Here is a 22,824-nt window from a genome sequence, read left to right as displayed (position 1 = left end):
ACGATCCCTGTCCCACCCAGATAGCGACGAACAGGCATTTTTGCTACTGTTTCCAGCATCTCTGCCCGGAAGGCTGCCGAGAACACCGGCCGGAGCGGGGCAACGGGCAGCTTGCTCTCCGATGTAACATTCAAAATACTGACAAAATCTTCGGCAAGAATTGCCGCGCTTGCAAATTCGATCGGGCTTGGGGAAGCAATCATGATCAAATTGACGCGGCGGACGCTGCTGGTCGGCACGTCCGCGCTGACGATGGCCGGCATGGTTTCGTTCCGGACCATGGCCGCATCGCGCACCTACCATGCGCTGCTGGTCGCCTGCACCGAATATCCCAACCTGCCGCGGAGGAACTGGCTGATCGGGCCGAAGAACGATGCCGGCCTCGTCCACGAATACCTGCTGAAGAGCGTGCCCGACCCGGTGCGGTTCGCGCCGGAGAACGTCACGCTGCTCGCCAAGGATGTCCCCGGCGCCAGTGGGCTGCCGACCCACGCGGCGATCAAGACCGCACTGGCCGACCTTGCCGCCAAGGTGCAGCGCGACGATTTCGTCTATCTGCATCTGTCCGGGCATGGCGCCCAGCAGCCGCAGATGGTCAAGGGCGACGAGACCGACGGGCTCGACGAGATCTTCCTGCCCGTCGATATCGACAAATGGATCAACCGCGATGCCGGCGTGCCGAATGCGCTGGTCGACAACGAGATCGGCGCGGCCCTCGACGCCATCCGCGACAAGGGCGCCTTCGTCTGGGTGGTGTTCGACTGCTGCCATTCCGGCACCGCGACACGCGCCGTCGAGGTCGACGACGAGATGGAACGCAAGGTCGAGTTCGCTAACCTGGTCGGCGGCAGCGAGGCCGAGCGGGCCGCCGCGATCAAGGCCTATGACGAGGTCATTTCGGCCGCCGGCTCGCGCGGCATCGACGACAATGGCACGCGCAAGCCGGCCTTCAGCCTAACCCCGACCGGCGGCGAACCGATCGCCAAGGGCAAGCTGGTCGCCTTCTATGCCGCGCAGACGGTGGAGACGACACCGGAAATGCCGCTGCCGAAGGGCACCGCGGATGCGCCGCGGTTCGGCCTGTTCACTTTCACCATCCTGTCGAAACTGGCCGAAAATCCCAACGTCACCTACCGCCAGCTCGGCCAGGCCGTGCTGCAGCAATATTCAGCCGACAGCCGCACCCGGCCGACGCCGCTGTTCGAAGGCGAACTCGATGCGCGGGTGTTCAGCACCGACAAGACCGCCGCCGTCATGCAGTGGCCTGTCGTCATCAAGGACGGGGAAGCGACGATCGGCGCTGGGCTGCTGCATCGCCTCACTCTGGGCAGCAAGCTCGCCATCCTGCCTTCGGCGCTGTCGCCGCTTTCCGACGCGGTCGGATTTCTGGAAGTGCAGTCGGCCAAGAACCTGGAAAGCCGCGTCAAGCCGGTCGAGTTCGACAAGAAGCCTGCGCTCAAGCTGGCCGATATCCCCGCCAATGCCTATGCGCGGGTGGCGGAGATCGCCGTCGACTACAAGCTGGTCGTCGCGCGCCCGGCTGCCACCAAGGGACTTGAGACGGAAACCGCTCTGGTCAATTCGGTCCTCGAGGAACTGGCCACAGCCAAGGAGACCGGCTTCAACATCGAGCTGGTCGAGCCCGGCAAAAGTGCCGAGCTCCGCTTTGCGGTGATGCGCGAGAATGCTGTTCCCGGAGCCGCCAGGGATGCGACCGACAAGCCGGCGCTGTGGTTCCTGCCGGCCTCGGGCGACGTGCCCCTGAAGGACGGCGGCAAACCGCCGCTGATCATCATCCACACGGATGACCGCCAGAAGCTGGTGGAGGCAACGACCAGGAATTTGCGCACGATCTTCCGGGCCACGGGACTTTCGAGGCTGGCGGCGGCCTCCGATTACAAGCCCGAGGACGTCGACGTCCAATTCCAGGTCAAACGCCGCGACAAGGACGGCCTCGAACCCTTGCAGGCTTCGGTTGTGCCGCGCGTCTCGCCGGGCGACGAAGTGCATGTGCTGGCAAAGAACAGTTCGGATCTGCTGATCGACATCAACGCGCTCTATGTCGGCAGCGACTACTCGATCACCCACATCGTTGCCGAGCGTCTCGCCCCACAAGCGACGCTCGAGGAGGGGCTGCTGGCCTTCACCGACACCAGCTTCGGCATGGAACGGATGATTGCGGTTTTGACCGAGGCACCGCCGGAGAGCGAGAAGCAGGATCTGAGCTTCCTGGCGCAGGACGGTGTCGCCTCGGCGACACGCGGAATGGGCGCCGCCAGCTTCTCCGACATGCTGACCGATCTCGGCATGGCGCCGGCGACCCGCTCGGTGATGCGGCTTGCCGACAAGAGCGGGTCCAAAGGCGCGGTGATGATCTTTCCGATGGAAACGGTGCCCCGCGCCTGAGCGGATGCCGGCGCCGTATGGCTCCGTGCTCCGGCTCTTGCGCGATCGGCGCGATATGAGAACATTTCAGGCCGCAGCATGACGGCTGGTTGAACTGATGGGATCGATTGTGAAGAACTCTTTGTTTTCCTGGCGTGGAACGGTGGCCGGCTTTGCCTGCGGCCTGTTGCTGATCGCCAATGCTTCGGCGGACGAGGCCTGCGGCCTGTGCGCCAAGCAGATCGTCACCAACTCGGAACTGGCGACGTGTTTTCTCGATCAATACGACCAGTTCGCCAAAAGCGGCAGCGGCGCCGTTGTCGTCGATCTCAGCAACTGCGCCACGCGCGGCGTCGTCGAAGCCTTGCCGTCACCGAACAAGGGGGCGGCGGAGCCCGACGTCCAGTTCATGATTTCGCGCTTGCAACTGGAATGCCTGAAAAAGAAACTGGAGGCGCCGGGTATCGTGCTGGATCCCTCCGCCACCATCGAACTGGACAGCTGCGAATGAAGAAGCCGGCGGGCAACACCAGGCAAACGGCAGCCGCCGCCCCCGCAAAGGCGCCGGCCGCCCAACCGGCGCTGCCGGAAACCACCGAAGGCTTTCCGTGGCCGAGCAGCCACGAGATCAAGAAGGAGAGCAATCCCTTCACCGACCGCGACTGGCGCATGCTGGTCTATGCCTGGTCAGGCCTGGCAGTGCGTCTCGCCATCATCTTCACCTTGATGTTCTCGGTCTACCAATTCCTGGCCAACCAGGAGCAGAAGCGTGTCGAGCAGACCATGTCGCTTGTCGAGCTCTGGGAGAACAAGGACTACCAGCAGGCGCAGCGCGCCCTGAAGGATCGGCTGACGGCCCTCAACGCCAAATATGACAATCTGCTGAGCGCCAACCCCTCGCCCACGGAGGAGCAGGTGTTCCGGCAGCGGATCGGCATTGAGGCGATGACTGCCAGTGGTGGCGACATGCCGCTCGCCGATTTCAGCGAGAATTTCGACCGCATCGTCTATTTCCTCAACCGCCTGTCCTTCTGCGTCGACGGTGACCTGTGTTCGCGCAACGTGACCGACGCTTATTTCCGCGACTATGCCGTCTCGTTCTGGAGCTATTTTGCCGGCTATATAGACAAGCAGCGCAAGGCGGGTTCACCGACTTTCGCTTCGGCAATCGAGAGCTACGTGCGCAACGGCCCGCTTGCACCCGAAGCCAAATAGCGATGCGGAAATCCGGTCTCCGCCTCATGCGCGCCTGCCGCTGGGTGGCGGCCCGATGCAAGACAAGCAGCACTGGAAGCATCGCCAAGAAAAAGGCGGCGGGATTGCTCTGTCGCCCTTGTCTCCACTGCGAATAGGCAGGGGTTACTTATACAGGCTGTTGATCCACTGGACGTTGGCGGCGTTCAGGCGCACGGCGGTGTTCGCGTCGGGGCTTTCCGCCACGTTGACACCGGTGATGATGCGCTGCTTGGCCTTGTTGTCATAGGCATAGACCGAGCTGCCGCTCGACCCCGGGAACGTATCGCAGTCATACTGGAAATATTCCGGGGCGATGTTTTCGGCGTGCACTTCGCAGTTCGCCTTCCACATCGTGCCCATTGGCTTGTCGCCGGGATAGCCGACGAGGTTGGCGGTAAAGTCGCCGAGATCGTCATAGTTGGCATAGCCCAGCCAGCCGAGGTTGGTGCCGACGTCCTGCTTCAGCGTGACGATGCCGAGATCCCACAGCAGGACCGAACCATAATAGCCCTGGTAGTTGTCGATGAAGCCTTGCAGCACATAGGCGCTTTCAAAGGTGAAGGCGCCGAACGGTGCGTCGTCGGCCGTGCTGCCGTTGAGCCCCGGCACGAACAGATATTCGGAGAGCCAGTCCTTGTCCTCATGGCTGTAGAGGCAGTGCGCGGCGGTGAGCACCGTGCGCGGGCCGATCAGCGTTGCCGAACAGCTGCCAAAGCTGCCCGTCTTCGGCGACTTGGCTTCGAGATAGCCGATTGCCGAGAACGGATAGGTCTTGGTGTTCTTGACCTGCTCACGATCGTCAGTGCCGAAAACCTGGCGGCCGGCTTCGCCTTCGCCAAGATCCGGATCCTCGGTCTTGCGCTCAGCTCCGTCTTTTCCATTGGCCGGAGCATTCAGTTCCTTGATGATAAGCTCCCGCAGCGCTTCGCTCGGCTCGATCTTGATCTCCTTGCCATCGGCGGACCGTCCGACGATGCCATAGGATTTGACAGCCGTCGCCTCGTCAGCAAGCGGCGCGGCGCGGCTGTCTTCGTCGGTCAGCTTCGGCGGCGCGATTGGCTTTGCCCGCCCGGGCTTGTAGTCGCCTGAAGTCGCGTCCCGCATGCTTTCGCCATTGCCGGCACTGGCGGAACCAGGATCGGCGGCGAAAGTCGGGACCGCCCACATTGCGGTGGAAAGCAATGCAGATGCAATAAGTGCGTTTGTCAGTTTTGTCATGGTTAGACTCTCCCAAAAGTCAGCAAGGACTGGATCAAAATACAGAAATATTGTCGAGATCGTGGTGAAGCCGAAAAATGAGTTTGGTTACCGGCGCCTGAACCTGATCATTACCCCATACGGTCTGTCAAAGGCCCCCGCCAAAGACACCCGCGCAGGTATATTGCCTAAATTAATACAACATTGGAATGACAAATCGCTTTCACGTAGCCCGTGGGGGGCTATAGGGTTTTGAATGGGTTCCGCACGGGAATGCGATCCGCGAAGCAACGCCTGCTTGCCGGCGACTGTTTCGTTGATAATGCGCCGGGGCTGGCTCGTTCGGGAACGTGTCTCAGGAGGATTTCAGGTGCACATCATCCATCGGTTCAGGCCGATCGCCGCCGCGTCTTTGCTCGGCATCGCTGCGGCTCTTGCGGCCGCCAACACTGCCCAGGCGGACGAAGGGGCCGCCCGGCCGGAAGCAGCGGTCTCGCCAATGACGCGCGTGACGGAAGCCAGGGCGAAGGCCGCGGCGGAGAACCCCTATAGCGCCGACCGCGTCTATGGCGGTAACCAGGCCGAAAAAGGCGCCTATCCGTTCCAGGTGGCGCTGCTCACCGCCGACAGGCTGGACGAGAACCCGGCCTCGCAGGCCAATGCCCAGTTCTGCGGTGGCAGCCTGATCGCCCCGCAATGGGTGCTGACGGCAGCACACTGCCTCAACGACAAGGGCCAGCCGATTTCGCCAGACTCCGTCACCGTGCTGACCGGCGCCACCGACCTCAGCGAGGGCAAGCGCCATAAGGTAGTGGAGGTCATCGTCAACGAAGGCTACAGCGAGCAGACGCTCGACAACGATCTCGGCCTGCTCCGGCTTGCCGAACCGGTCGATGCGCCGACCATCAAGGTCACCCATGACGCAACGCCCGAGACCGGCAAGACGACGGTCACCGGCTGGGGCAAGATGCAGGATGGCACCTTCCCGACCACGCTGATGGTTGCCGACCTCGATCTGCAGCCGAACCAGGCCTGCAACAGCGGCATCAAGGCCATCTATGCGCATGATCTGAAGGCAGCGCTTGGCGATCTGTCCCGCCGTATGCGCTATTCGGAAAAAGGCATCGACGCGGCCGCCAGCGCGATCGCCGCCGACATGACCGACCCGCTGACCGGCAACATGATCTGCGCCGGCACCACCAGCGGCGTGCGCGATGCCTGCAACGGCGACAGCGGCGGCCCGCTGTTCATGACCGGCGCCGACGGCCCGGTCCAGGTCGGCGTCGTCAGCTGGGGCGAAGGTCCGGCGGACGGCAGTGCGGCCTGCGGCCACAAGGACGCCTACGGCATCTACACGCGGCTGGCCAACTACACCGGCTGGATCGAGGCGAAGATGAAGACCACGGCTCCGGCGCCGGCAAAACCCAAGGCGGGGCTGGGCACGGCGCAGAAGCCGAAAACACCCTGAACCACGGCCATATGAAAAAACGGCGGGAGCCCCCGCCGTTTTTGGTTTGCCGGCTTATCGAGCAGGCTTATTTCCGCGGCGGGCCTTTGCGCTCGGCCGAAGCCGCCCACAGATTGATGTCGGACTCGCGCGCATAGGTGTCGATCTCGGCGAGTTCGGCATCGCTGAAGTCGAGCACCTTGAGCGCGCCAACGCAGTCCTCGACCTGCTCCGGCCGGCTGGCGCCGATCAGCGCCGAGGTTACCCTGCCCTTGCGCAGCACCCAGGCCAGCGCCATCTGCGCCAGCGTCTGCCCACGCTTGCCGGCGATGGCGTTCAGCGCCTGGATGTTTGCAATGGTCTTGTCGTTGATGAAGGCTGGCCGCAGCGACTTGCCCTGCGAGGCGCGGCTGCCGTCGGGAATGCCACCGAGATACTTGTCGGTCAGCATGCCTTGCGCCAGCGGCGAGAACACGATGGAGCCGACGCCGAGCCCTTCGAGCGTATCGAGCAGGCCGTCTTCCTCGACCCAGCGGTTCAGCATCGAATAACTCGGCTGGTGGATGACGCAAGGCGTGCCAAGCTGCTTCAATATGTCGGCGGCCTCGCGCGTGCGCTGCGAATTGTAGGACGAGATGCCGGCATAGAGCGCCTTGCCCGAGCGCACGGCATGGTCGAGCGCGCCCATCGTTTCTTCCAGCGGCGTGTCGGGGTCGAAACGGTGCGAATAGAAGATGTCGACGTAGTCGAGCCCCATCCGCTTGAGGCTCTGGTCGAGGCTGGCCAGCATGTATTTGCGCCCGCCCCATTCGCCGTAGGGACCGGCCCACATCTCGTAGCCGGCCTTGGTCGAGATGATCAGCTCGTCGCGATAGCCGGCGAAGTCGGTGCGCAGGATCTCGCCGAAAGCGGTCTCGGCCGAACCGGGCGGCGGACCGTAATTGTTGGCGAGGTCGAAATGCGTGATGCCGAGATCGAAGGCCTTGCGCGCGATCGCCTGCTTGGTCTTGTGCGGCGTGTCGTTGCCGAAATTATGCCACAACCCCAGCGAGATCGCCGGCAGCTTCAGGCCGGAGCGGCCACAGCGGTTGTAGACCATGTTCTCGTAGCGGTTTTCGGCGGGCGTGTAGGGCATAGGAAATCCTCGAATGGAAGCGAGCCAGATCGGTTGCCGTCACGACAACGCAGCGAACCGGCTTTGCCCCTCACCCTTACCCTCTCTCCGCCGGAACGGGGAGAGGGTTGAGGTGTGCTGCCTACTTCTTCTTTGCCAAAAGCTCTTTGGCTTGCTTGACGCCCAGTGCCGCCGGCCGTTCGCAGGTCGTTTGCATGGCGACGAATTTGCCGGTTTCGCCGGAGCGCAACAGGCCGGTCATCACGTCGACGGCATGCAGGGCCAGTTCCATTGAGCAGCGATGCGGCCGGCCTTCGGCGATCGCCACCGCCATGTCGGCGAGGCCTGATGTGCGGTAGTTGGCCATCATGCCCTGCGAATGCATTTCGTTGGGAACGCCGAACGGGTGCTTCCATTTCGGCAGCTTCTTGACCGGCTTGCTGTCTTGAGTGAAGCGCACGTCGCCGCCGAAGAAATTCGGATCCGGCACGAACACCGTGCCCGTCTCGCCATAAAGTTCCATCGGCGCGTGGCCGTGAGCCCAGACATCCCAGCTGGTGTTGAGCGTGACTACGGCACCGTTCTCGAACTCCAGCAGGCCGTGGATGGTCGTTGGCGTGTTGACCGGGATTTTTTCGCCTGCACGCGGCTTTGAACTGATCGTGCGCTCCTTGGCGGGCGTCGTCGCAAAAGCCGCCACCTGCTTTACCGGCCCGATCAGCTGGATCAGGTTGGTGATGTAATACGGCCCGATGTCGAGCACCGGTCCCGCGCCCGGCTGGAAGAAGAAATCCGGATTGGGGTGCCAATGCTCCATGCCGTGGCCCATCACGTGGCAGGTGCCGCTGGTGATCTTGCCGAGCTTTCCCTCGTCGATCAGCTCGCGGACCAGCTGGTGCGCTCCGCCGAGGAAGGTGTCGGGCGCAGAACCTATGCGCAGCCCCTTCTTCTCCGCCCGCGCCTTCAGGTCCTGGCCCTCCTTGACAGACAACACGAACGGCTTTTCCGAATAGACGTGCTTGCCGGCGTCGAGGATCTGCTTCGATACTTCGTAGTGCACCGCCGGGATGGTCAGGTTGACGATGATGTCGATGTCGTCGGCCTTGAGCAGGTCTTCGACGGTTTCGGCGCGCAGCTTGAACTCCTTCGCCCGCGCCTTGGCCGCCTCCATGTTGATGTCGGCGCAGGCACGCATCTCGATGCCGCGAAACAGCGGCGCCAGCGAAAAATACGCCTTCGAGATGTTGCCGCAGCCGATGACGCCGATCCCAAGTTTCTTTGCCATGCTGATTGCTCCTAGTAGGTCTTGGCGGCTGCGATCGAGCGGCGGGCGAAGCGCTCGATATCGTTCGGGTTGTCCTGTTCCATGACGTAGTATTGGGCGGCACTCTTGGCGCGCAACACCTTGATCAGTCCGGCCCAGTCGATGGTGCCATGACCGACATCCGACCAGCCATCCTCATCCAACCCCTCACCGGGCTTGGCCATGTCCTTGACGTGGACGGCGCTGATGCGCTTGCCGTGTTTCTCGATCCACGGTAGCGGATCGTCGCCGCCGCGCACCACCCAGGCGACGTCCATCTCCCAGCTGATGTCGGGCGCGGACGACAGGATGTGGTCCTGTGGCACCGATCCGTCGGCAAGTTTCTTGAACTCGAAATCATGATTGTGCCAGGCAAAGCCGTAACCGGCCTTTTTTGCAACCTCGCCGACCTTGGCCAGGCGTTCGCCGAAGCCGCGCCAGCCCGCCGCGTCGGATGGGCGCTGGTCGGGCATCAGGAAAGGGCAGATGAGCAGCGTGATGCCGAGGGCGTCGGCAATTTTGCGCACGCCGTCGAAGTCGTTCTCGAGCGCGTCGATCGAGAAATGCCCGGTCGGCATGGCGAGCCCGTTCTTGTCGAGCTCGGCGCGGAAGGTCTTGGGATCATCATAGACGCCGCCAAAACCTTCGACCTGGGTATAGCCGAGCTTGCCGAGCATGGCGAGCACACCGTCCCAGGGCTGGAAATTGCGGGCGCTGTAAAGTTGGAATGACCAATTCATCGTCTCTGTCCGTTTCTTTGGGCTTGGGAGTTATATGCGGTTGCCGGTAGCTGCATCGAACAGCGACGCGCGCGCCGGATCGAAGCCAATCCGGATCGGGTCGCCGTTGTGAAGCGTCCTTTCCGCCTCGACGCGGAAGGAAAGATTGTGGCCGCCGAGTTTCGTCCACACCAGTGTGTCCGAGCCCATCGGCTCGACGATCTCGACAGCCCCGTCAGCGGCAAAAGGCATCGACCTCGCCGCTTCGCCGAAGGCAATATGTTCTGGCCGGATGCCCAGTACGCAAGCACCGGTGGGACGGTCGGTGCCGTCGAAGGCATAGCGGTCGAGCGGCACCGCAACACCATCGGTCTTGAACATCAGGCCGGCGCCAGCCTGCAGCTCGCCGTCGATGAAATTCATCGCCGGTGAGCCGAGGAAGCCGGCGACGAACCGGTTGACCGGGCGGTTGTAGATGGTCTGCGGTGCATCGAGCTGCTGGATGACGCCGCCTTTCATCACCGCGATGCGATCGGCCAGCGTCATCGCCTCGATCTGGTCGTGGGTGACGTAGATCATGGTGTTCTGCAGGTTGCGATGCAGCAGCTTGATCTCGACGCGCAATTCGGCGCGCAGCTTGGCATCGAGGTTGGACAGTGGCTCGTCGAACAGGAAGACGTCGACGTCGCGCACCAGCGCCCGTCCGATCGCCACGCGCTGGCGCTGGCCGCCGGAAAGTGCTGCCGGCTTGCGTTGCAGCAACGGCTCGATCTGCAGGATTTCGGCCGCGCGCGCGATGCGCTTGGCGATATCGTCCTTGGGTATGCCGGCAACGCGTAGGCCGAAGGACAGGTTCTTCTCCACCGTCATTTGCGGATAGAGCGCGTAGGACTGGAACACCATGCCGATGCCACGGTCCTTGGGCTCTTCCCAGGTGACGTTCTTGCCTTTGATGAAGATGCGGCCTTCGGAGATGTCGAGCAGGCCGGCGATGCAGTTGAGCAAGGTCGACTTGCCGCAGCCGGAGGGACCGAGCAGCACGATAAACTCGCCCTCGGCAACATCGAGATTGAGGGTCTGCAGCACCGAAATCGCGCCGAAATTGAGCGACAGGTCCTGGATTGAAACACTGGTGCCGTTGGCTGCCGTCATCGCCATCACCCCTTCACCGCGCCGGCGGCGATGCCGCGTACGAAAAGCTTGCCGGAAATGAAGTAGACGATGAGCGGCACGAGTCCGGTCAGGATGGTTGCGGCCATGTTGACGTTGTACTCCTTCACGCCTTGCACCGAATTGACGATGTTGTTGAGCTGCACCGTCATCGGATAGGTGTCGGGGCGGGTGTAGACGACGCCGAACAGGAAGTCGTTCCAGATGCCGGTCACCTGCAGGATGATGGCGACGACGAAGATCGGCAGCGACATCGGCAGCATGATGCGCAGGAAGATGCCCCAGAAGCCGGCGCCGTCGACGCGGGCCGCCCGGAACAACTCTTCCGGCATCGAGGAGAAATAGTTGCGAAACAGCAGCGTCAGGATCGGCATGCCGAAAATGGAATGGACGATTACCAGGCCGCTGAGGCTGCCATAGAGGCCGATCTCGCGCAGGATGATGACGATCGGATAGATCATCACCTGGTAGGGGATGAAGGCGCCGACGATCAGGATGATGAAAAACGTATCGGCGCCCTTGAAGCGCCAATTGGCCAGCGCATAACCGTTCACCGAGGCGATGGCGATCGACAGCAGCACCGACGGGACGGTGATGCGCACCGAATTCCAGAAGCCGCGCGAGAGCCCGTCGCAATTGAGGCCGGTGCAGGCCGTCGCCCATGCCTTGACCCACGGCTCGAAGGTGATCTCGAGCGGCGGCGAGAAGATGTTGCCGAGCCGTATCTCGGGCATGCCCTTGAGCGACGTGACGACCATCACGTAGAGCGGCAAGAGATAGTAGGCCGCCATGACAAACAATGTGCCGTAGAGGAAGATATTGCGGCGCGAAATCATGCGGCGCGGCTTCGGGCCGTAGGGGTCGATGATGTCCTGGCGCGCGCCGGCGGCAGTGCTTGTTTGAGCGGTGGTGTTTGCCATGCTCATTTGCGCCGCCCGAATTCGAGATAGGCCCAGGGCACGATGACGATCGCCACCGAGAGCAGCATCATGGTCGAGGCGGCAAAACCCTGGCCGAGGTTCTGGGCGAAGAACATATAATCGTAGACGTATTTGGCCGGCACTTCGGAAGCGATGCCAGGGCCGCCGCTGGTCTGCGCCACGACGAGGTCATAGACCTTGACGATACCGGAGGCGATGATGACCAGCGTGGTGATGAAGACCGGCCGCATCATCGGGATGACGATGAACAGATAGGTCTTCCACATCGGAATCCCGTCCACCCGCGCCGCCTTCCAGATGTCCTCGTCGATGCCGCGCAGGCCGGCCAGCATCAGGCACATGATCAGTCCTGTGCCTTGCCACAGCGCCGCGATCGATATGCCGTAGATGACGATGCTGGAATTGTAGAGCGGATCGAAGCTGAAGCTCGTCCAGCCGAGGTCCCGCACCACATGCTGGATGCCGAAATCGGGATTGAGCAGCCACTGCCAGACCAGGCCGGTGACGATGAAGGAGAGCGCGAAGGGATAGAGGAAGATGGTGCGGAACGTGTCCTCGAAGCGGATCTTCTGGTCGAGCAGCGCGGCAAGAAGGAAGCCGATGACCAGTGAGAACACCAGCGAGATGGCGCCGTAGATCAACAGGTTCTCGATCGAGATCAGCCAGCGCGGCGTCGCCCACAGCCGGTAATACTGGTCGAGCCCGACGAAATTCAGCCGCGGCAAGAGCTTCGAATTGGTGAAGGAATAGAGCACCGTCCACAGGGTGCCACCGACGAAAACCACCATCGCGGTGAGGATCATCGGGATCGAGGCGACCTTCGCATTGAGGTTGCGGAACAGCGGGTTGGGGCGTTCGCTCTTGCTCATCTCGTCAGCCGGCTGGGTAAGGGCGGTGCGGTCCCGGCCCTGCGTTAGCAAGGCAGGGACCGATGTGGGGTGCTCCAACGTCAGTCAGCCGAACCGATGAGGTCGGCGAAGCGCTTCTGCGCGTCTTCGACGGTCAGTTCCGGCTTGGCGAAGAATTCGGCGAAAAGATCTTCCTTCTGCTTCTGGGTGTCCTGCGAAAGCAACTGGTCCGTCCACGGTATGACGGCGCCCTTGGCAAGGATCGCGAGGCCCTTCTTCATGCAGTCGTTCGCGGCATTGAGATCGACGTCGCCGCGCACCGGCAGAGAACCCTTCTTCAGATTGAAGGCGACCTGCGTCTTGGGATCGAGCAGCGTCTCGGCCAGCACCTCCTGCGCCTTGCTCTTTTCGGCATCCTTGAGCACCGGGAAGTAGAAGGCGTCGCCGCCGGTGGCGATGACCTCGTTCAGCCCAAGGCCCGGCAGGCAGGTATAATCCTTGCCGGCGGTCTTGCCGGCAACCTGGAACTCGCCCTGCGCCCAGTCGCCCATGATCTGGCCGCCGGCCTTGCCAGTGATGACCAGGTTGGTCGCCTGGTTCCAGTCCTGCACATTGGTGTTCTTCGCCATCTTGCGGGCATCGTCCGCGGCCTTGAAGACCTTGGCGACTTCAGGCCCGGCGGCAAATGTCGCGTCCTTGTCCTTGTAGACCTTGAGGAACGCATCCGTGCCGCCCACTGCCGCAAGCAGCACATCGAAGGCGCCGGAGGACTGCCAGGCCTGTCCGCCGACGGCGAGCGGGATGATGCCGGCCTTTTCCAGCGCGGGCGCTGCCGCAACGAATTCATTCCAGTCCTTCGGCAACGGCACGCCGGCCTTTTCGAAAGCCTCGTTGGAGAGCCACAGCCACTGCCACGAATGGATGTTGACGGGTACGCAATAGATCTTGCCGTCGATGGTGCAGCTGTCGAGCAGGCTCTTCGGCCGTACAACTTCCGTCCACTTGCCCTTGGTGGCGACGTCGGTGAGGTCGCGCATCAGGCCGGCCTGCACCAGCTCTTCCGCCTGCCGGCCGTGATTGAACTGCGTGGCGCCCATCGGATCGCCGCCGGTGATGCGGCTGATCATGATCGGCCGCGCCGTGCCGCCGGAGCCGGCAATGGCGCCGTCGACCCAGTGATTGCCGGTTGCGTCGAATGCCTTGGCAAGTTCCGCAACCGCCGCGGCCTCGCCGCCCGACGTCCACCAATGGGTGACTTCAAGGTCGGTCGCGGCCGCCGGGCCGGCAAATTGCAGTGCGGCCGTTGCTGCCAGCGCAGCAGTCAAAAGTCTGTATCGCATTTCGGCTCCTCCCAGAATCTGAAACGTTACAGATTTTCGATACGGCAATTGCGTAAGCTGCGCAACCCCTCGGGCAAAGGCGGCCCGATGTTTTTTCGAGGCACGAACAAATTCCTTGCGCGAAAGCCGGCCAGTACGGCGCGGATCTCGCTGCAGCGCCGAAAAACCATGCTGCAGCGCAAGAAATTCGCCAGGGTCGTGTTTGACCTGAGGACTCTGCTGGCCTCGAAACCATTGCCAAGCCGCGGGATTGAGAGCGTCACAGTGGCAATATTGGCAATCTGTAACGTTTCAGTGTATTGAGGCTTCGCTGGGGTTGGCACGCATATCGTATCGCAGCGGCGGCGATTGCCGACCCGGCCTGAGGCTGCTATGCGCCTGACGGGCGGGACGAATGGACAGACAGCGTACGGACAAGAATGAGGCGACGTCGGCGCAGGGGCGGCCGACGTTGAAGACGCTTGCCTTCATGACCGGGCTCGGCGTCACGACTGTGTCGCGCGCCTTGAAGGATGCCCCGGAAATCGGCGCCGAAACCAGGCGCCGTGTCCAGCTCGTCGCCAAGCAGATCGGCTATCGGCCCAACCGCGCCGGCGTGCGCCTGCGCACCGGCAGGACCAATGTCATCAGCCTCGTGCTCAACACCGATCGCGAGATCATGAGTTTCGTCTCGGACATTATCTACGGCGTTTCGGAAGTGCTCGCCGAAACGCCCTATCACCTGATCGTCACGCCCTATTCCCGCTCGCAGGATCCGATGGAACCGATCCGCTATCTCGTCGAGACCGGCTCGGCCGACGGGGTTATCATCTCGCGCACTCAACCGAACGATCCGCGTGCCCGCTACATGCTGGAACACGGCATGCCCTTTGCCACGCATGGCCGCACCGATATGGGCCTCGTCCACCCCTATCATGACTTCGACAACCATGTTTTCGCGATGGAAGCCGTGCGCCGCCTGGCGAGCATGGGCAGGCGCAAGCTGGCGCTTCTGTCGCCGCCGCCCGGGCTGACCTATTATGGCCACACGCTGAACGGCTTTGCCGATGCACTGAGCGAGGTTGGCGCCAGCGAAATCCCGTTCAACGCTGTTTCGATCGACCATTCGATCGAGCAGATCAGGAGCCGGACCGCGCAGGTGATGCGCCGTGAAAACAGGCCGGACGGCTTCGTCAGCAGCGCCGCCGCCGCGACACTGGCCATCGTCGCCGGTATCGAGGATGCCGGCCTCAAGCTCGGCCGTGACGTCGATGTGGTGTCCAAGCAGTCGTCGGACCTCTTGCATCTGTTCCGCAGGGAATTGCTTGTCGTCAACGAGAACTTCCGCTTGGCCGGCTCCGATCTTGCCCGCTCGGTACTCGGCTGGATCGGCGGCGCCGCGCCCGGCTCGCTGCAGCGTCTGGTAACCGCCAGCGACGTTCAGGCGTTCAGCCAGCCCGTACCCGCTTAGAACTCAGCCGTTATGCGGCCTAGCCAGCGGCACCGCTGCCCCACGGCCCGTGGAACGCGCCTTTGTCGTCGATGCGCTCGAAGCCGTGCGCGCCGAAGAAATCGCGCTGTGCCTGGATCAGGTTCGAGGTGCCGCGGCCCTGGCGGTAGCTGTCGAAATAGGCAAGTGCGGAAGACAGTGCCGGAACCGGCGAGCCGGCCTCCGATGCCCTTGCCACGATGCGCCGCAGCGACGGATGCGCTTCCTGCATCAGCGAGATGAAGGCCGGCGCCATCAGAAGGTTGGTCGACGCACCACCCTTGCTGAAGGCTTCCGCCATGGTGTCGAGCATCTGCGAACGGATGATGCAGCCGGCGCGCCAGATCCTGGCGATGGTCGGCATCGGCAGGTTCCAGTTGAACTCCTTCGAGGCGCCGCTCATCACCGCGAAACCTTGCGCATAGGCTGATATCTTGCCGGCGAACAGCGCCAGTTCGAGATCATGCAGCAAAGCGTCCTTGTCGCCTGAAATCCTGGTAACACCGATGTTGCCATAGGCCTTTTCCGCCGCCAGCCGCTCGTCCTTGATCGACGACAGCACGCGTGCCGCGACCGCCGCCTCGATCGCCGTCGCGGGAATGCCGAGCTGCTGGGCCTCGATGACCGACCATTTGCCGGTGCCCTTCTGGCCGGCACGGTCGAGGATGATGTCGACCACCGGCTTGCCGGTCTTCGAATCATCAGATGCCAGCACCTTGGCGGTGATTTCGATCAGGTAGGAATTGAGCCGGCCCTTGTTCCAGTTGGAAAACACCTTGCCGATGTCCTTCGGCCCCATGCCGAGCCCGTCGCGCAGGATGCCGTAGATCTCAGCGATCATCTGCATGTCGGCATATTCGATGCCGTTGTGGATGGTCTTGACGAAATGCCCGGCGCCGTCGGTGCCGAGCCATGCCGCGCAGGGTTCGTCCTTGAACTTGGCCGAGATCGCGGTCAGCACTTTCTCGACACGCTTCCAGCTGTCCTCGGTGCCGCCGACCATGATCGACGGTCCGTGCCGCGCGCCCTCCTCGCCGCCGGACACGCCCATGCCGATAAAGGTGAGGTCCGAGCCGGAAAGCTCGGAAAAGCGCCGCATCGTGTCGCGGAAATTGGCGTTGCCGGCGTCGATGACGATGTCGTTGGCCGACAGCACGCCGCGCAGGGCCGCGATCTGTTCGTCGACGGGCTTGCCGGCCAGCACCATGATGATGATCGGGCGCGGCGGTCGGATCGCGGCGGCGAGCTCTTCCAGGCTGTAGCAAGGCACCACCATATCCCTGAGCGCTCCGGCATTCTCGACGAAAGCGTCGGTGCGCGCCCTGGTGCGGTTGAAGACGGCGATGCGATGTCCATGCTCGGCGATGTTCAGCGCCAGGTTGGAGCCCATAGTGCCAAGGCCGATCAGGCCGATTTCGGCTTTTTCCATCGTTGTTTCCTACCTTCGGGTTTTGTTGATCGCAGCCCGCAATTTTGCCGGATGATTGACGGGCCTTTCGTGCCGCGTCAACCGCCTCGCCGAATTGTGTTGCCCGGATGGCCCAACCAAGCTCGTGCCAGTCCGGCTTACGGCCTGATGTCGATGGGCGCCTCGATCTTCACCATCTCGAAGTCCGAGACCAGGATGTCGATACGCACCGTCCAGCGGCCGGGCACCGGGATGACGAGGTTGTCGACACGCCAGCTGCCGTCGCCGGGCTTGGTCGCAGCGCGCTTCAGCGGCTCGATGCCGGAATCGGGCTTCGACAGCACCAGCGTCACTTGCTTGGCGTCGAGCGGGCCGAAATCGCCGCTCATGATGACCATCGAGGCAACGACCGGCCCGGCATGGCCAGGCGTGATGCTGAGATCGGCCATCGCTTGCAGCGCGTGGATATGGACCGAGACCGGCTGCGCCGCCGCGATCGCCAGAGCCCGTGGCGGCGGTGTGAAGCGCCAGCCCGAGGCAACGCCGAAAATGGCCAGCACGATCAACATCTCGACGCCGATCGAACGGGAGAGCCTACGCTGCACCTCCGTCGATCCTGCCTCGGCCGATGCGGTGAGTTTCCAGCGGTTGACCGCGGCGAGCGTGAACAGAAAGACCAGCAGCCCCAGCTTGATCAGCAGCAGCCGGCCATAGGCGGTGTTGACCAGCGCCGCCGGTGTCTGCACCTGGATGACGGCGAGAACGACGCCGGCAGCGACAAGCACGGCCGCCACCGGCAGGATCAGGCGTGAAAACCGCCGCAGGAATGGCGTGGCTTCCGCCGATTGCCTTTTCAGCGCCAGCCCGAGCGGCACCAGCGCGCCGGCCCAGAAGGCAATACCCAAGCCGTGCAGGAACACCATTGGCCGCGTCAGCCATTGCGGTTCGGCCGCACTGGCATGGCCGCTGGCGGCAAGCGCGACACCCACTCCAACCAGGCCGGTCAAGGCAAATAATTTGGCGGCGGCGCGGGGACCGGCAAGCGACAGCAGGCCGAGCCCCAGCGCAATGAGGGCGACCAGTACCGTCCAGCCAAAACTGGTGCCGAGCCCGGTTCGCCACATGATCGGCTGCGCCACATGGGGGAGCGGCGCGCCGAGCGCATCAAGCCCTTGGAAACCGAGGGACAAGGGTGCCGCGACCAGCCCGCCCAGGATGGCAACGATGACGAAACGTTGGCCAGCCTGTCCGACCCCGTTCAGCCACGCAAGCGCGAAGGCACCGCCGACGCCGAGGAAAAGGCCGATGTAGAGAAGGACCTTGCCGAGCCAGATCGCCGATCGCAGCTGCCAGTCGACGGCTTCGGACACGGCCGGCGGCGCGCTTGGCGCGCCGATGGAAAACAGCAGGGAACCGCCGACCGGATGACCGTCGGCGGAAATGACGCGCCAGCTCAGCACATGCGTGCCCGACTTGAGTGGCTGCGGATTGTCGATCTCGACCGTCTGGTCGCTGAGACGGAAGGCGGTCAACGGAACCGGCGTGCCGTCGGGCCGCACCAAGGTCAGCACCAGCGGCGAGACCGGCTCGCTGAAGGTCAGCGAGAACTGTGCCGGCCCCTGTGCCAGCACCGCGCCGTCGGCCGGATCGGTCTTGATCAGCGCGGCATGGGCAAAGGCCTGATCTGGCAGGGCAAGGCTGGCAAGAAACACGATCATGGCCAACAGGCCGACTACAAGCCGCCCGGCACGTTTGCCGGCAATGGAAGCCGTTTGCAGGAAGGAGGTCGTGCTCATGTCACCGCCACGAAAAAGAGCGGCGCGCTCGAAAGAGCGCGCCGCCTAGGAGATCATTTCTTCGGTAGCAGCTTGATGCCGGGTGCCGGGTTTTCCAGCCCGTCTTCATCCTGTCCCGCCGCTGGGATCTCGATCCAGCGATCGGCCGCACCGTCGCATTCCTGCACCACCGGGAAGTAGAGTTTTTGGCCGACAGGGAGATCCGCCGTCAGCGTCGCGCGGAAGACGAACTCGTCATAGAATTCATCCGGCAGGCTGCCGGCGCTCCAGTCGACTTCCTTGACCCCATCGGTTACCTGACCGTAGAGCTGGTATGATTTCTCGTACTTGCCCTTCTTGGTCTGCAGCGTCCAGCCCGGCTTCGGCATCGGTTTCACCGCGATCACCCCTTCCGGGATCTGCACGCGCACGGCGGTCGTCGCCTTGCCCTCGCAGCCATGCGGCACGCGCAAAACGGCCTTGTAGGTCGAGCCGACGGCCGCTTCCTGCGTTTCGAACGTGATATGCGCGAAGGCGGCACTCGTTCCGAGCACGAGAAGTGCTGCGGCCGACAAAAGATACTTGTTCATGATGGTCCCTCAGATTTTCAAAATTGGTCGAACTGGCCGGATCAATTGGCGTGATCGTCCATGGCGCCGCCACCCATGCCTTCGACTGCGAAATCGACGCTGACGGCGCCGGCCTTTTCGAAAGTCAGCGTGGCGGAAAACTTTTCGCCCTGCTTGGGTTGCCGCTTCAGGCCGATGAACATCAGATGATAGCCGCCAGGCGCCAGGGCGACCTTGCCGCCAGCCGGGATTTCCAGGCCGCCGGCGACCGGCCGCATGGTCATGACACCGTCCTTGACGCCCATCTCATGCAACTCGGCTTTTTCAGAAACATCGGAGGAAATCGACACCAGCCGGTCCGGCGTACTGCCGTTGTTGGTGATGGTGAAATAGCCGCCGGCCACTTTGGCGCCGGCCGGCGTGGCGCGCGACCAGGGGTGGCCGATCTCAAGATCGCCAACCTTGAACTCATGCGCCAGGACGGACTGGGCGCCTGTGAACGACAGCGCAAGAGCCAGCAGGGCAATGCCGAGACGCTCTTCGATGCTGCGTAGAATGCCGCCGAGCATAGGACGCGCGGCGTCAGGGAAAAAATAGGACATGGTTGCTCCATGGAGTGATGGTCGCGCCGTTGCCGGTCGCGAGCAGTTTGATCTTTGGATGGGTACGCCCACGAAAGGTTCCGCCGGGCAAACAGGCTCAGGCCGTCAGCGGCGGTGCGCGCGGGTTCGACGGCGAGCGCTCACGCGCAAAGTCGAGATGGAAGGCCGCCGGGAAGACAAAGGCGACCGTTTCAACGGAAAGGCTGCCCAACGCCAGGCCAGCATCGGGCGGCGGCGCAAAGGCCGCCGAAACCATGCTGCAGCCGAGCACGCAGCATGCCGGAAGATGGGACGGCGGCTGGTTGCCGCCGGGAAGCTGGGTCGCGCCCTCATGGGTGCAGATGACGTTGCCGAACGCATCAAGCTGTGATGCATAGGGTCCGGCGCCGAAGGCGAATGCGCCAAGCGTCGACTGGAGCAACAGCAGATAGGCCGCGACCAGCGCGACCGGTATGCTCCACCGTCTCCTCGATACGCTCAAAGCCCTGCCTCTTCGCAGCAACGCGACATTCCTAGCACGAGGCCGGCGGGTGGAAAATCGCCAAATCGCCGCTGCGGCAACGCGGCATATCATGCATGTCGCCCAAACTGTGCGGCGGTTTTGGGACAACGACCTGCATGAAACAAGACCCTGAGCCGCGACGCGGCTCAGGATTTTTGTAGCGACCGGCTCTCGGGGATCGAGGTCAGCAATGTCTGGCGCGCCGACTTCAAATGCTTGCGGCAGGCGGCATCGACCTTGCCGAGGTCGCGCGATTTCAGCGCCTCGATATAGGCCAGATGCTCGCCGATCGCGACTTCGTTGCGCTCGCGTTCCTGCGCCTTGTTCCACTGGTAGTGGTAGTGAAAGATCATGGCGATGACATCGTAGAAATCGACGATGAAGCGGTTGCGCGACGCCCGGTGGATGAGCCGGTGGAAACGCTCGTCGAGCTCGGAGAATTCGTTGAAGCGGGTGGCGATATCGCTTGCCAGCCGGCAATGTTCGTCCTCCAGGCGGTCAAGATCGGCCCACACCGCGCTATCCTGCGGCAGAGCGGTGAAGGCGGCCGCCGAGCGCAGTTCGAACATTTCGCGGATTTCGGTTAGCTCCAGCGCGAAGGCGCGGGTAAAACCCTTCAGCACCCAATGGCTGTTGCGACGCTTCTCGATCAGGCCAAAACGCGAGAAGCGGATAAGGAATTCGCGCACGCTGGTGGTGCCGACGCCGATCTCGCGCGCCAGTTCAAGTTCGTTGATCTGCATGCCGGCCTCGGCGCCGCCGGCGAGCAGCCTGCGCATGAACGACCGTTCGATGATCTCGGCCAGCGTGTCGGTCTCTTCCTCGGGGAAGAAATCATCTGGACGCGGTTCGCGCAGCACCGTCTTGGCGCGCTTGTTCCAGGCGATCAGCCCGGTCTCTTCCATGCGCGCGAGAATGGTGCGGACGGTGGTCCGGCTGACGCCAAGCAAGGTGCCCAGTTCCGGCTCCGAAGGCAGGCTGCGCGTTTCGTCGAGCAGCCGCAGGCAGCGGTTGTAGGCATCCTTGTAGACGTTGTTGCTCTTCGACATCCCTGACCCATTGCACGCCGTCGCTTGCGGCGGCCGGTTTGAAGCGCAATATGACGTTCCCATGGCCGTAAGAAGCGAAATCGCTTCCCGGAACAACCCAGGGACATGCGGAACCCCACGAAAAAACAATTGACGCAAAACTGTTTTTTCACGATAAAAGACATTATCTCTAAACAGACGCGTGTCAATCCGTCCGCGCAACCCAGGATCACCCAGGAAACCGCCCGTGAACGCCTCCAACTGCATTCTTCTGTCCCCCGCCGACAATGTCGCCGTCGCCAACGGCCGCATCGAGATCGGCACCGTGCTGCCGGGAGGTGCCGTCGCCGGTGCGCTGATCGAACCCGGCCACAAGGTGGCGATCAAGCCGATCGCCGCCGGCGAGGCCGTGGTGAAATACGCCCAGGCGATCGGCCGTGCGACACAGGACATCGCGCCGGGCGAGCACGTGCATTCGCACAATCTGGTTTTCGAATCCGGCCGCTTGCCGGTCGTGCCGCCGAGCGAGGCCGAGCACGCGACGGAAGCCGACCGCGCCCGCACTTTCATGGGCTATCGCCGCTCCGACGGCCGCGCCGGCACGCGTAACTTCATCGGCATCGTCGCCAGCGTCAATTGCTCGGCAACCGTCTGCCATTCCATCGCCGACACCGCCAACCGCACGCTTTTGCCGAAATATCCCGGCATCGACGGCTTCGTACCGATCGTCCACGGCCAGGGCTGCGGCATGAGCGGAACCGGCGACGGCATGATGGTGCTGCACCGTACGCTCGCCGGCTACGCCCGCCATCCGAATTTCGGCGGCGTGCTGATGGTCGGGCTCGGCTGCGAGGTCAACCAGCTCACGCTCTACGGCCAGAAGGGCGTCGCCGCCGGCAAACGCCATTTCAACATCCAGGACGCCGGCGGTTCGCGCAAATCGGTCGAAAAGGCGATGGGCGTGCTTGCCGAGATCGCCGAAGAGGTTGGCCAGTTGAAGCGTGAGCCGATCCCGGTCAGCGAGATCGTCGTCGGCCTGCAATGCGGCGGCTCCGACGGCATGTCGGGCATTACCGCCAACCCGGCGCTGGGCGCCGCCGTCGACATCCTGGCCGGCGTCGGCGGCATCGGCATCCTCTCCGAGACGACCGAGATCTACGGCGCCGAGCATCTGCTCGCCTACCGCGCGGCAACGCCGGAGATTGCGCAGAAGCTCGATGGCTTCGTGAAATGGTGGGAGGATCACGTCGCCAAGCATGGCGCCTCGATCGACAACAACCCCTCGCCCGGCAACAAGCGCGGCGGCCTCACCACCATCCTGGAGAAGTCGCTTGGTGCGGTCGCCAAGGGCGGCCAGACGCCGCTCAACGGCGTCTTCGGCTACGCCGAAAAAGTCACCGGCAGTGGATTGGTGTTCATGGACACGCCCGGCTACGACCCGGTTTCGGCGACCGGCCAGGTGGCGGGCGGCGCCAACATCATCGTCTTCACCACCGGCCGCGGCTCCTGCTTCGGCTGCCGTCCGACGCCGTCGATCAAGGTCGCCACCAACTCGACCATGTACCACCAGATGGAAGAGGACATGGACGTCAACTGCGGCGTCATCGCCTCGGGTGAAAAGACCATCGCCGGCATGGGCCGCGAGATCTTCGAACTGATCGTCGAGACGGCTTCCGGCCGCAAGACCAAGAGCGAGGATTTCGGCTACGGCGACAACGAGTTCGTGCCCTGGCATCTTGGCGCAACGCTTTAAATTAGATTGCACTGATATC

The 22,824-nt window shown here is 63.1% G+C and carries 20 protein-coding genes; 6 read left to right on the top strand and 14 right to left on the bottom strand.

Going from position 1 to position 22,824, the window contains the following annotated elements; translation table 11 throughout:
* The first annotated feature begins 201 nt into the window (after window positions 1–201).
* From ACSQ3L_RS09200 to ACSQ3L_RS09190, 3 genes are all read left to right on the top strand, one after another.
* On the top strand, window positions 202–2,406 hold the full coding sequence (locus ACSQ3L_RS09200) for a caspase family protein (protein ID WP_436159648.1): 2,205 nt from the start codon (window positions 202–204) through the stop codon (window positions 2,404–2,406).
* Window positions 2,407–2,503: 97 nt separating this feature from the next.
* Window positions 2,504–2,896, top strand: coding sequence for a hypothetical protein (locus ACSQ3L_RS09195; protein ID WP_436159647.1), 393 nt, complete (start codon window positions 2,504–2,506; stop codon window positions 2,894–2,896).
* Window positions 2,893–3,600: a DUF4760 domain-containing protein gene (locus ACSQ3L_RS09190; RefSeq protein ID WP_436159646.1), complete on the top strand. Its 708-nt coding sequence runs from the start codon at window positions 2,893–2,895 to the stop codon at window positions 3,598–3,600. Before ACSQ3L_RS09195 ends, ACSQ3L_RS09190 begins: the two co-directional genes overlap by 4 nt.
* Before the next feature lie 144 nt (window positions 3,601–3,744).
* Here the strand turns inward: ACSQ3L_RS09190 and ACSQ3L_RS09185 are convergent, their stop codons facing one another.
* Window positions 3,745–4,839 (bottom strand): trypsin-like serine peptidase, encoded by a 1,095-nt coding sequence (locus tag ACSQ3L_RS09185; protein WP_436159645.1) that lies wholly within the window; start codon window positions 4,837–4,839, stop codon window positions 3,745–3,747.
* A gap of 349 nt (window positions 4,840–5,188) precedes the next feature.
* Here ACSQ3L_RS09185 and ACSQ3L_RS09180 point away from each other — a divergent pair, with 349 nt between their 5' ends.
* Window positions 5,189–6,286, top strand: a complete 1,098-nt coding sequence (locus tag ACSQ3L_RS09180) for a S1 family serine peptidase (RefSeq protein WP_436159644.1) — start codon at window positions 5,189–5,191, stop codon at window positions 6,284–6,286.
* A 67-nt stretch (window positions 6,287–6,353) separates the two neighbouring features.
* On the opposite strand, the gene mgrA is transcribed toward ACSQ3L_RS09180, so the two are convergent.
* The 7 genes from mgrA to ACSQ3L_RS09145 all read right to left on the bottom strand — a co-directional run bounded on the left by mgrA (window position 6,354) and on the right by ACSQ3L_RS09145 (window position 13,700).
* Window positions 6,354–7,400 (bottom strand): L-glyceraldehyde 3-phosphate reductase, encoded by a 1,047-nt coding sequence (gene mgrA / locus ACSQ3L_RS09175; RefSeq protein ID WP_436159643.1) that lies wholly within the window; start codon window positions 7,398–7,400, stop codon window positions 6,354–6,356.
* 121 nt (window positions 7,401–7,521) lie between these two features.
* On the bottom strand, window positions 7,522–8,664 hold the full coding sequence (locus ACSQ3L_RS09170; protein ID WP_436159642.1) for a Gfo/Idh/MocA family protein: 1,143 nt from the start codon (window positions 8,662–8,664) through the stop codon (window positions 7,522–7,524).
* Between the two features lie 11 nt (window positions 8,665–8,675).
* On the bottom strand, window positions 8,676–9,422 hold the full coding sequence (locus tag ACSQ3L_RS09165) for a sugar phosphate isomerase/epimerase family protein (RefSeq protein WP_436159641.1): 747 nt from the start codon (window positions 9,420–9,422) through the stop codon (window positions 8,676–8,678).
* Between the two features lie 30 nt (window positions 9,423–9,452).
* A complete protein-coding gene (locus tag ACSQ3L_RS09160) occupies window positions 9,453–10,553 on the bottom strand; it encodes an ABC transporter ATP-binding protein (RefSeq protein WP_436159640.1) in 1,101 nt (366 codons plus the stop codon).
* Between the two features lie 5 nt (window positions 10,554–10,558).
* Window positions 10,559–11,491, bottom strand: coding sequence for a carbohydrate ABC transporter permease (locus ACSQ3L_RS09155; protein ID WP_292188312.1), 933 nt, complete (start codon window positions 11,489–11,491; stop codon window positions 10,559–10,561).
* Window positions 11,492–11,493: 2 nt separating this feature from the next.
* On the bottom strand, window positions 11,494–12,381 hold the full coding sequence (locus ACSQ3L_RS09150) for a carbohydrate ABC transporter permease (RefSeq protein ID WP_292188255.1): 888 nt from the start codon (window positions 12,379–12,381) through the stop codon (window positions 11,494–11,496).
* Window positions 12,382–12,461: 80 nt separating this feature from the next.
* Window positions 12,462–13,700: an ABC transporter substrate-binding protein gene (locus tag ACSQ3L_RS09145; protein WP_436159639.1), complete on the bottom strand. Its 1,239-nt coding sequence runs from the start codon at window positions 13,698–13,700 to the stop codon at window positions 12,462–12,464.
* A gap of 394 nt (window positions 13,701–14,094) precedes the next feature.
* Here ACSQ3L_RS09145 and ACSQ3L_RS09140 point away from each other — a divergent pair, with 394 nt between their 5' ends.
* Complete coding sequence (locus tag ACSQ3L_RS09140) at window positions 14,095–15,150, top strand: LacI family transcriptional regulator (RefSeq protein WP_436159638.1); 1,056 nt, start codon at window positions 14,095–14,097, stop codon at window positions 15,148–15,150.
* A 19-nt stretch (window positions 15,151–15,169) separates the two neighbouring features.
* Here ACSQ3L_RS09140 and gndA read toward each other — a convergent pair whose 3' ends face one another.
* The 6 genes from gndA to ACSQ3L_RS09110 form a co-directional block, all read right to left on the bottom strand.
* Window positions 15,170–16,597, bottom strand: a complete 1,428-nt coding sequence (gene gndA / locus ACSQ3L_RS09135) for an NADP-dependent phosphogluconate dehydrogenase (RefSeq protein WP_436159637.1) — start codon at window positions 16,595–16,597, stop codon at window positions 15,170–15,172.
* Window positions 16,598–16,734: 137 nt separating this feature from the next.
* Complete coding sequence (locus ACSQ3L_RS09130; protein ID WP_436159636.1) at window positions 16,735–18,372, bottom strand: copper resistance CopC/CopD family protein; 1,638 nt, start codon at window positions 18,370–18,372, stop codon at window positions 16,735–16,737.
* 53 nt (window positions 18,373–18,425) lie between these two features.
* Window positions 18,426–18,941, bottom strand: coding sequence for a YcnI family copper-binding membrane protein (locus tag ACSQ3L_RS09125; RefSeq protein ID WP_436159635.1), 516 nt, complete (start codon window positions 18,939–18,941; stop codon window positions 18,426–18,428).
* 41 nt (window positions 18,942–18,982) lie between these two features.
* A complete protein-coding gene (locus ACSQ3L_RS09120; RefSeq protein ID WP_436159634.1) occupies window positions 18,983–19,522 on the bottom strand; it encodes a copper chaperone PCu(A)C in 540 nt (179 codons plus the stop codon).
* A 97-nt stretch (window positions 19,523–19,619) separates the two neighbouring features.
* The gene (locus ACSQ3L_RS09115) at window positions 19,620–19,976 is read right to left on the bottom strand and encodes a DUF2946 family protein (RefSeq protein WP_436163403.1); all 357 of its coding nucleotides are present in this window, start codon (window positions 19,974–19,976) and stop codon (window positions 19,620–19,622) included.
* Window positions 19,977–20,170: 194 nt separating this feature from the next.
* On the bottom strand, window positions 20,171–21,073 hold the full coding sequence (locus ACSQ3L_RS09110; RefSeq protein WP_436159633.1) for an FCD domain-containing protein: 903 nt from the start codon (window positions 21,071–21,073) through the stop codon (window positions 20,171–20,173).
* A 226-nt stretch (window positions 21,074–21,299) separates the two neighbouring features.
* On the opposite strand from ACSQ3L_RS09110, the gene ACSQ3L_RS09105 reads away from it, so the two are divergent.
* Window positions 21,300–22,805, top strand: a complete 1,506-nt coding sequence (locus ACSQ3L_RS09105; protein ID WP_436159632.1) for a UxaA family hydrolase — start codon at window positions 21,300–21,302, stop codon at window positions 22,803–22,805.
* Window positions 22,806–22,824 lie beyond the last annotated feature (19 nt).

It is taken from the genome of Mesorhizobium sp. LjRoot246 (assembly GCF_964254115.1).
Classification (GTDB): Bacteria; Pseudomonadota; Alphaproteobacteria; order Rhizobiales; family Rhizobiaceae; genus Mesorhizobium.
Note: the sequence above shows the minus strand (reverse complement) of the source record. Positions and strands in the feature narration are given on the sequence as shown.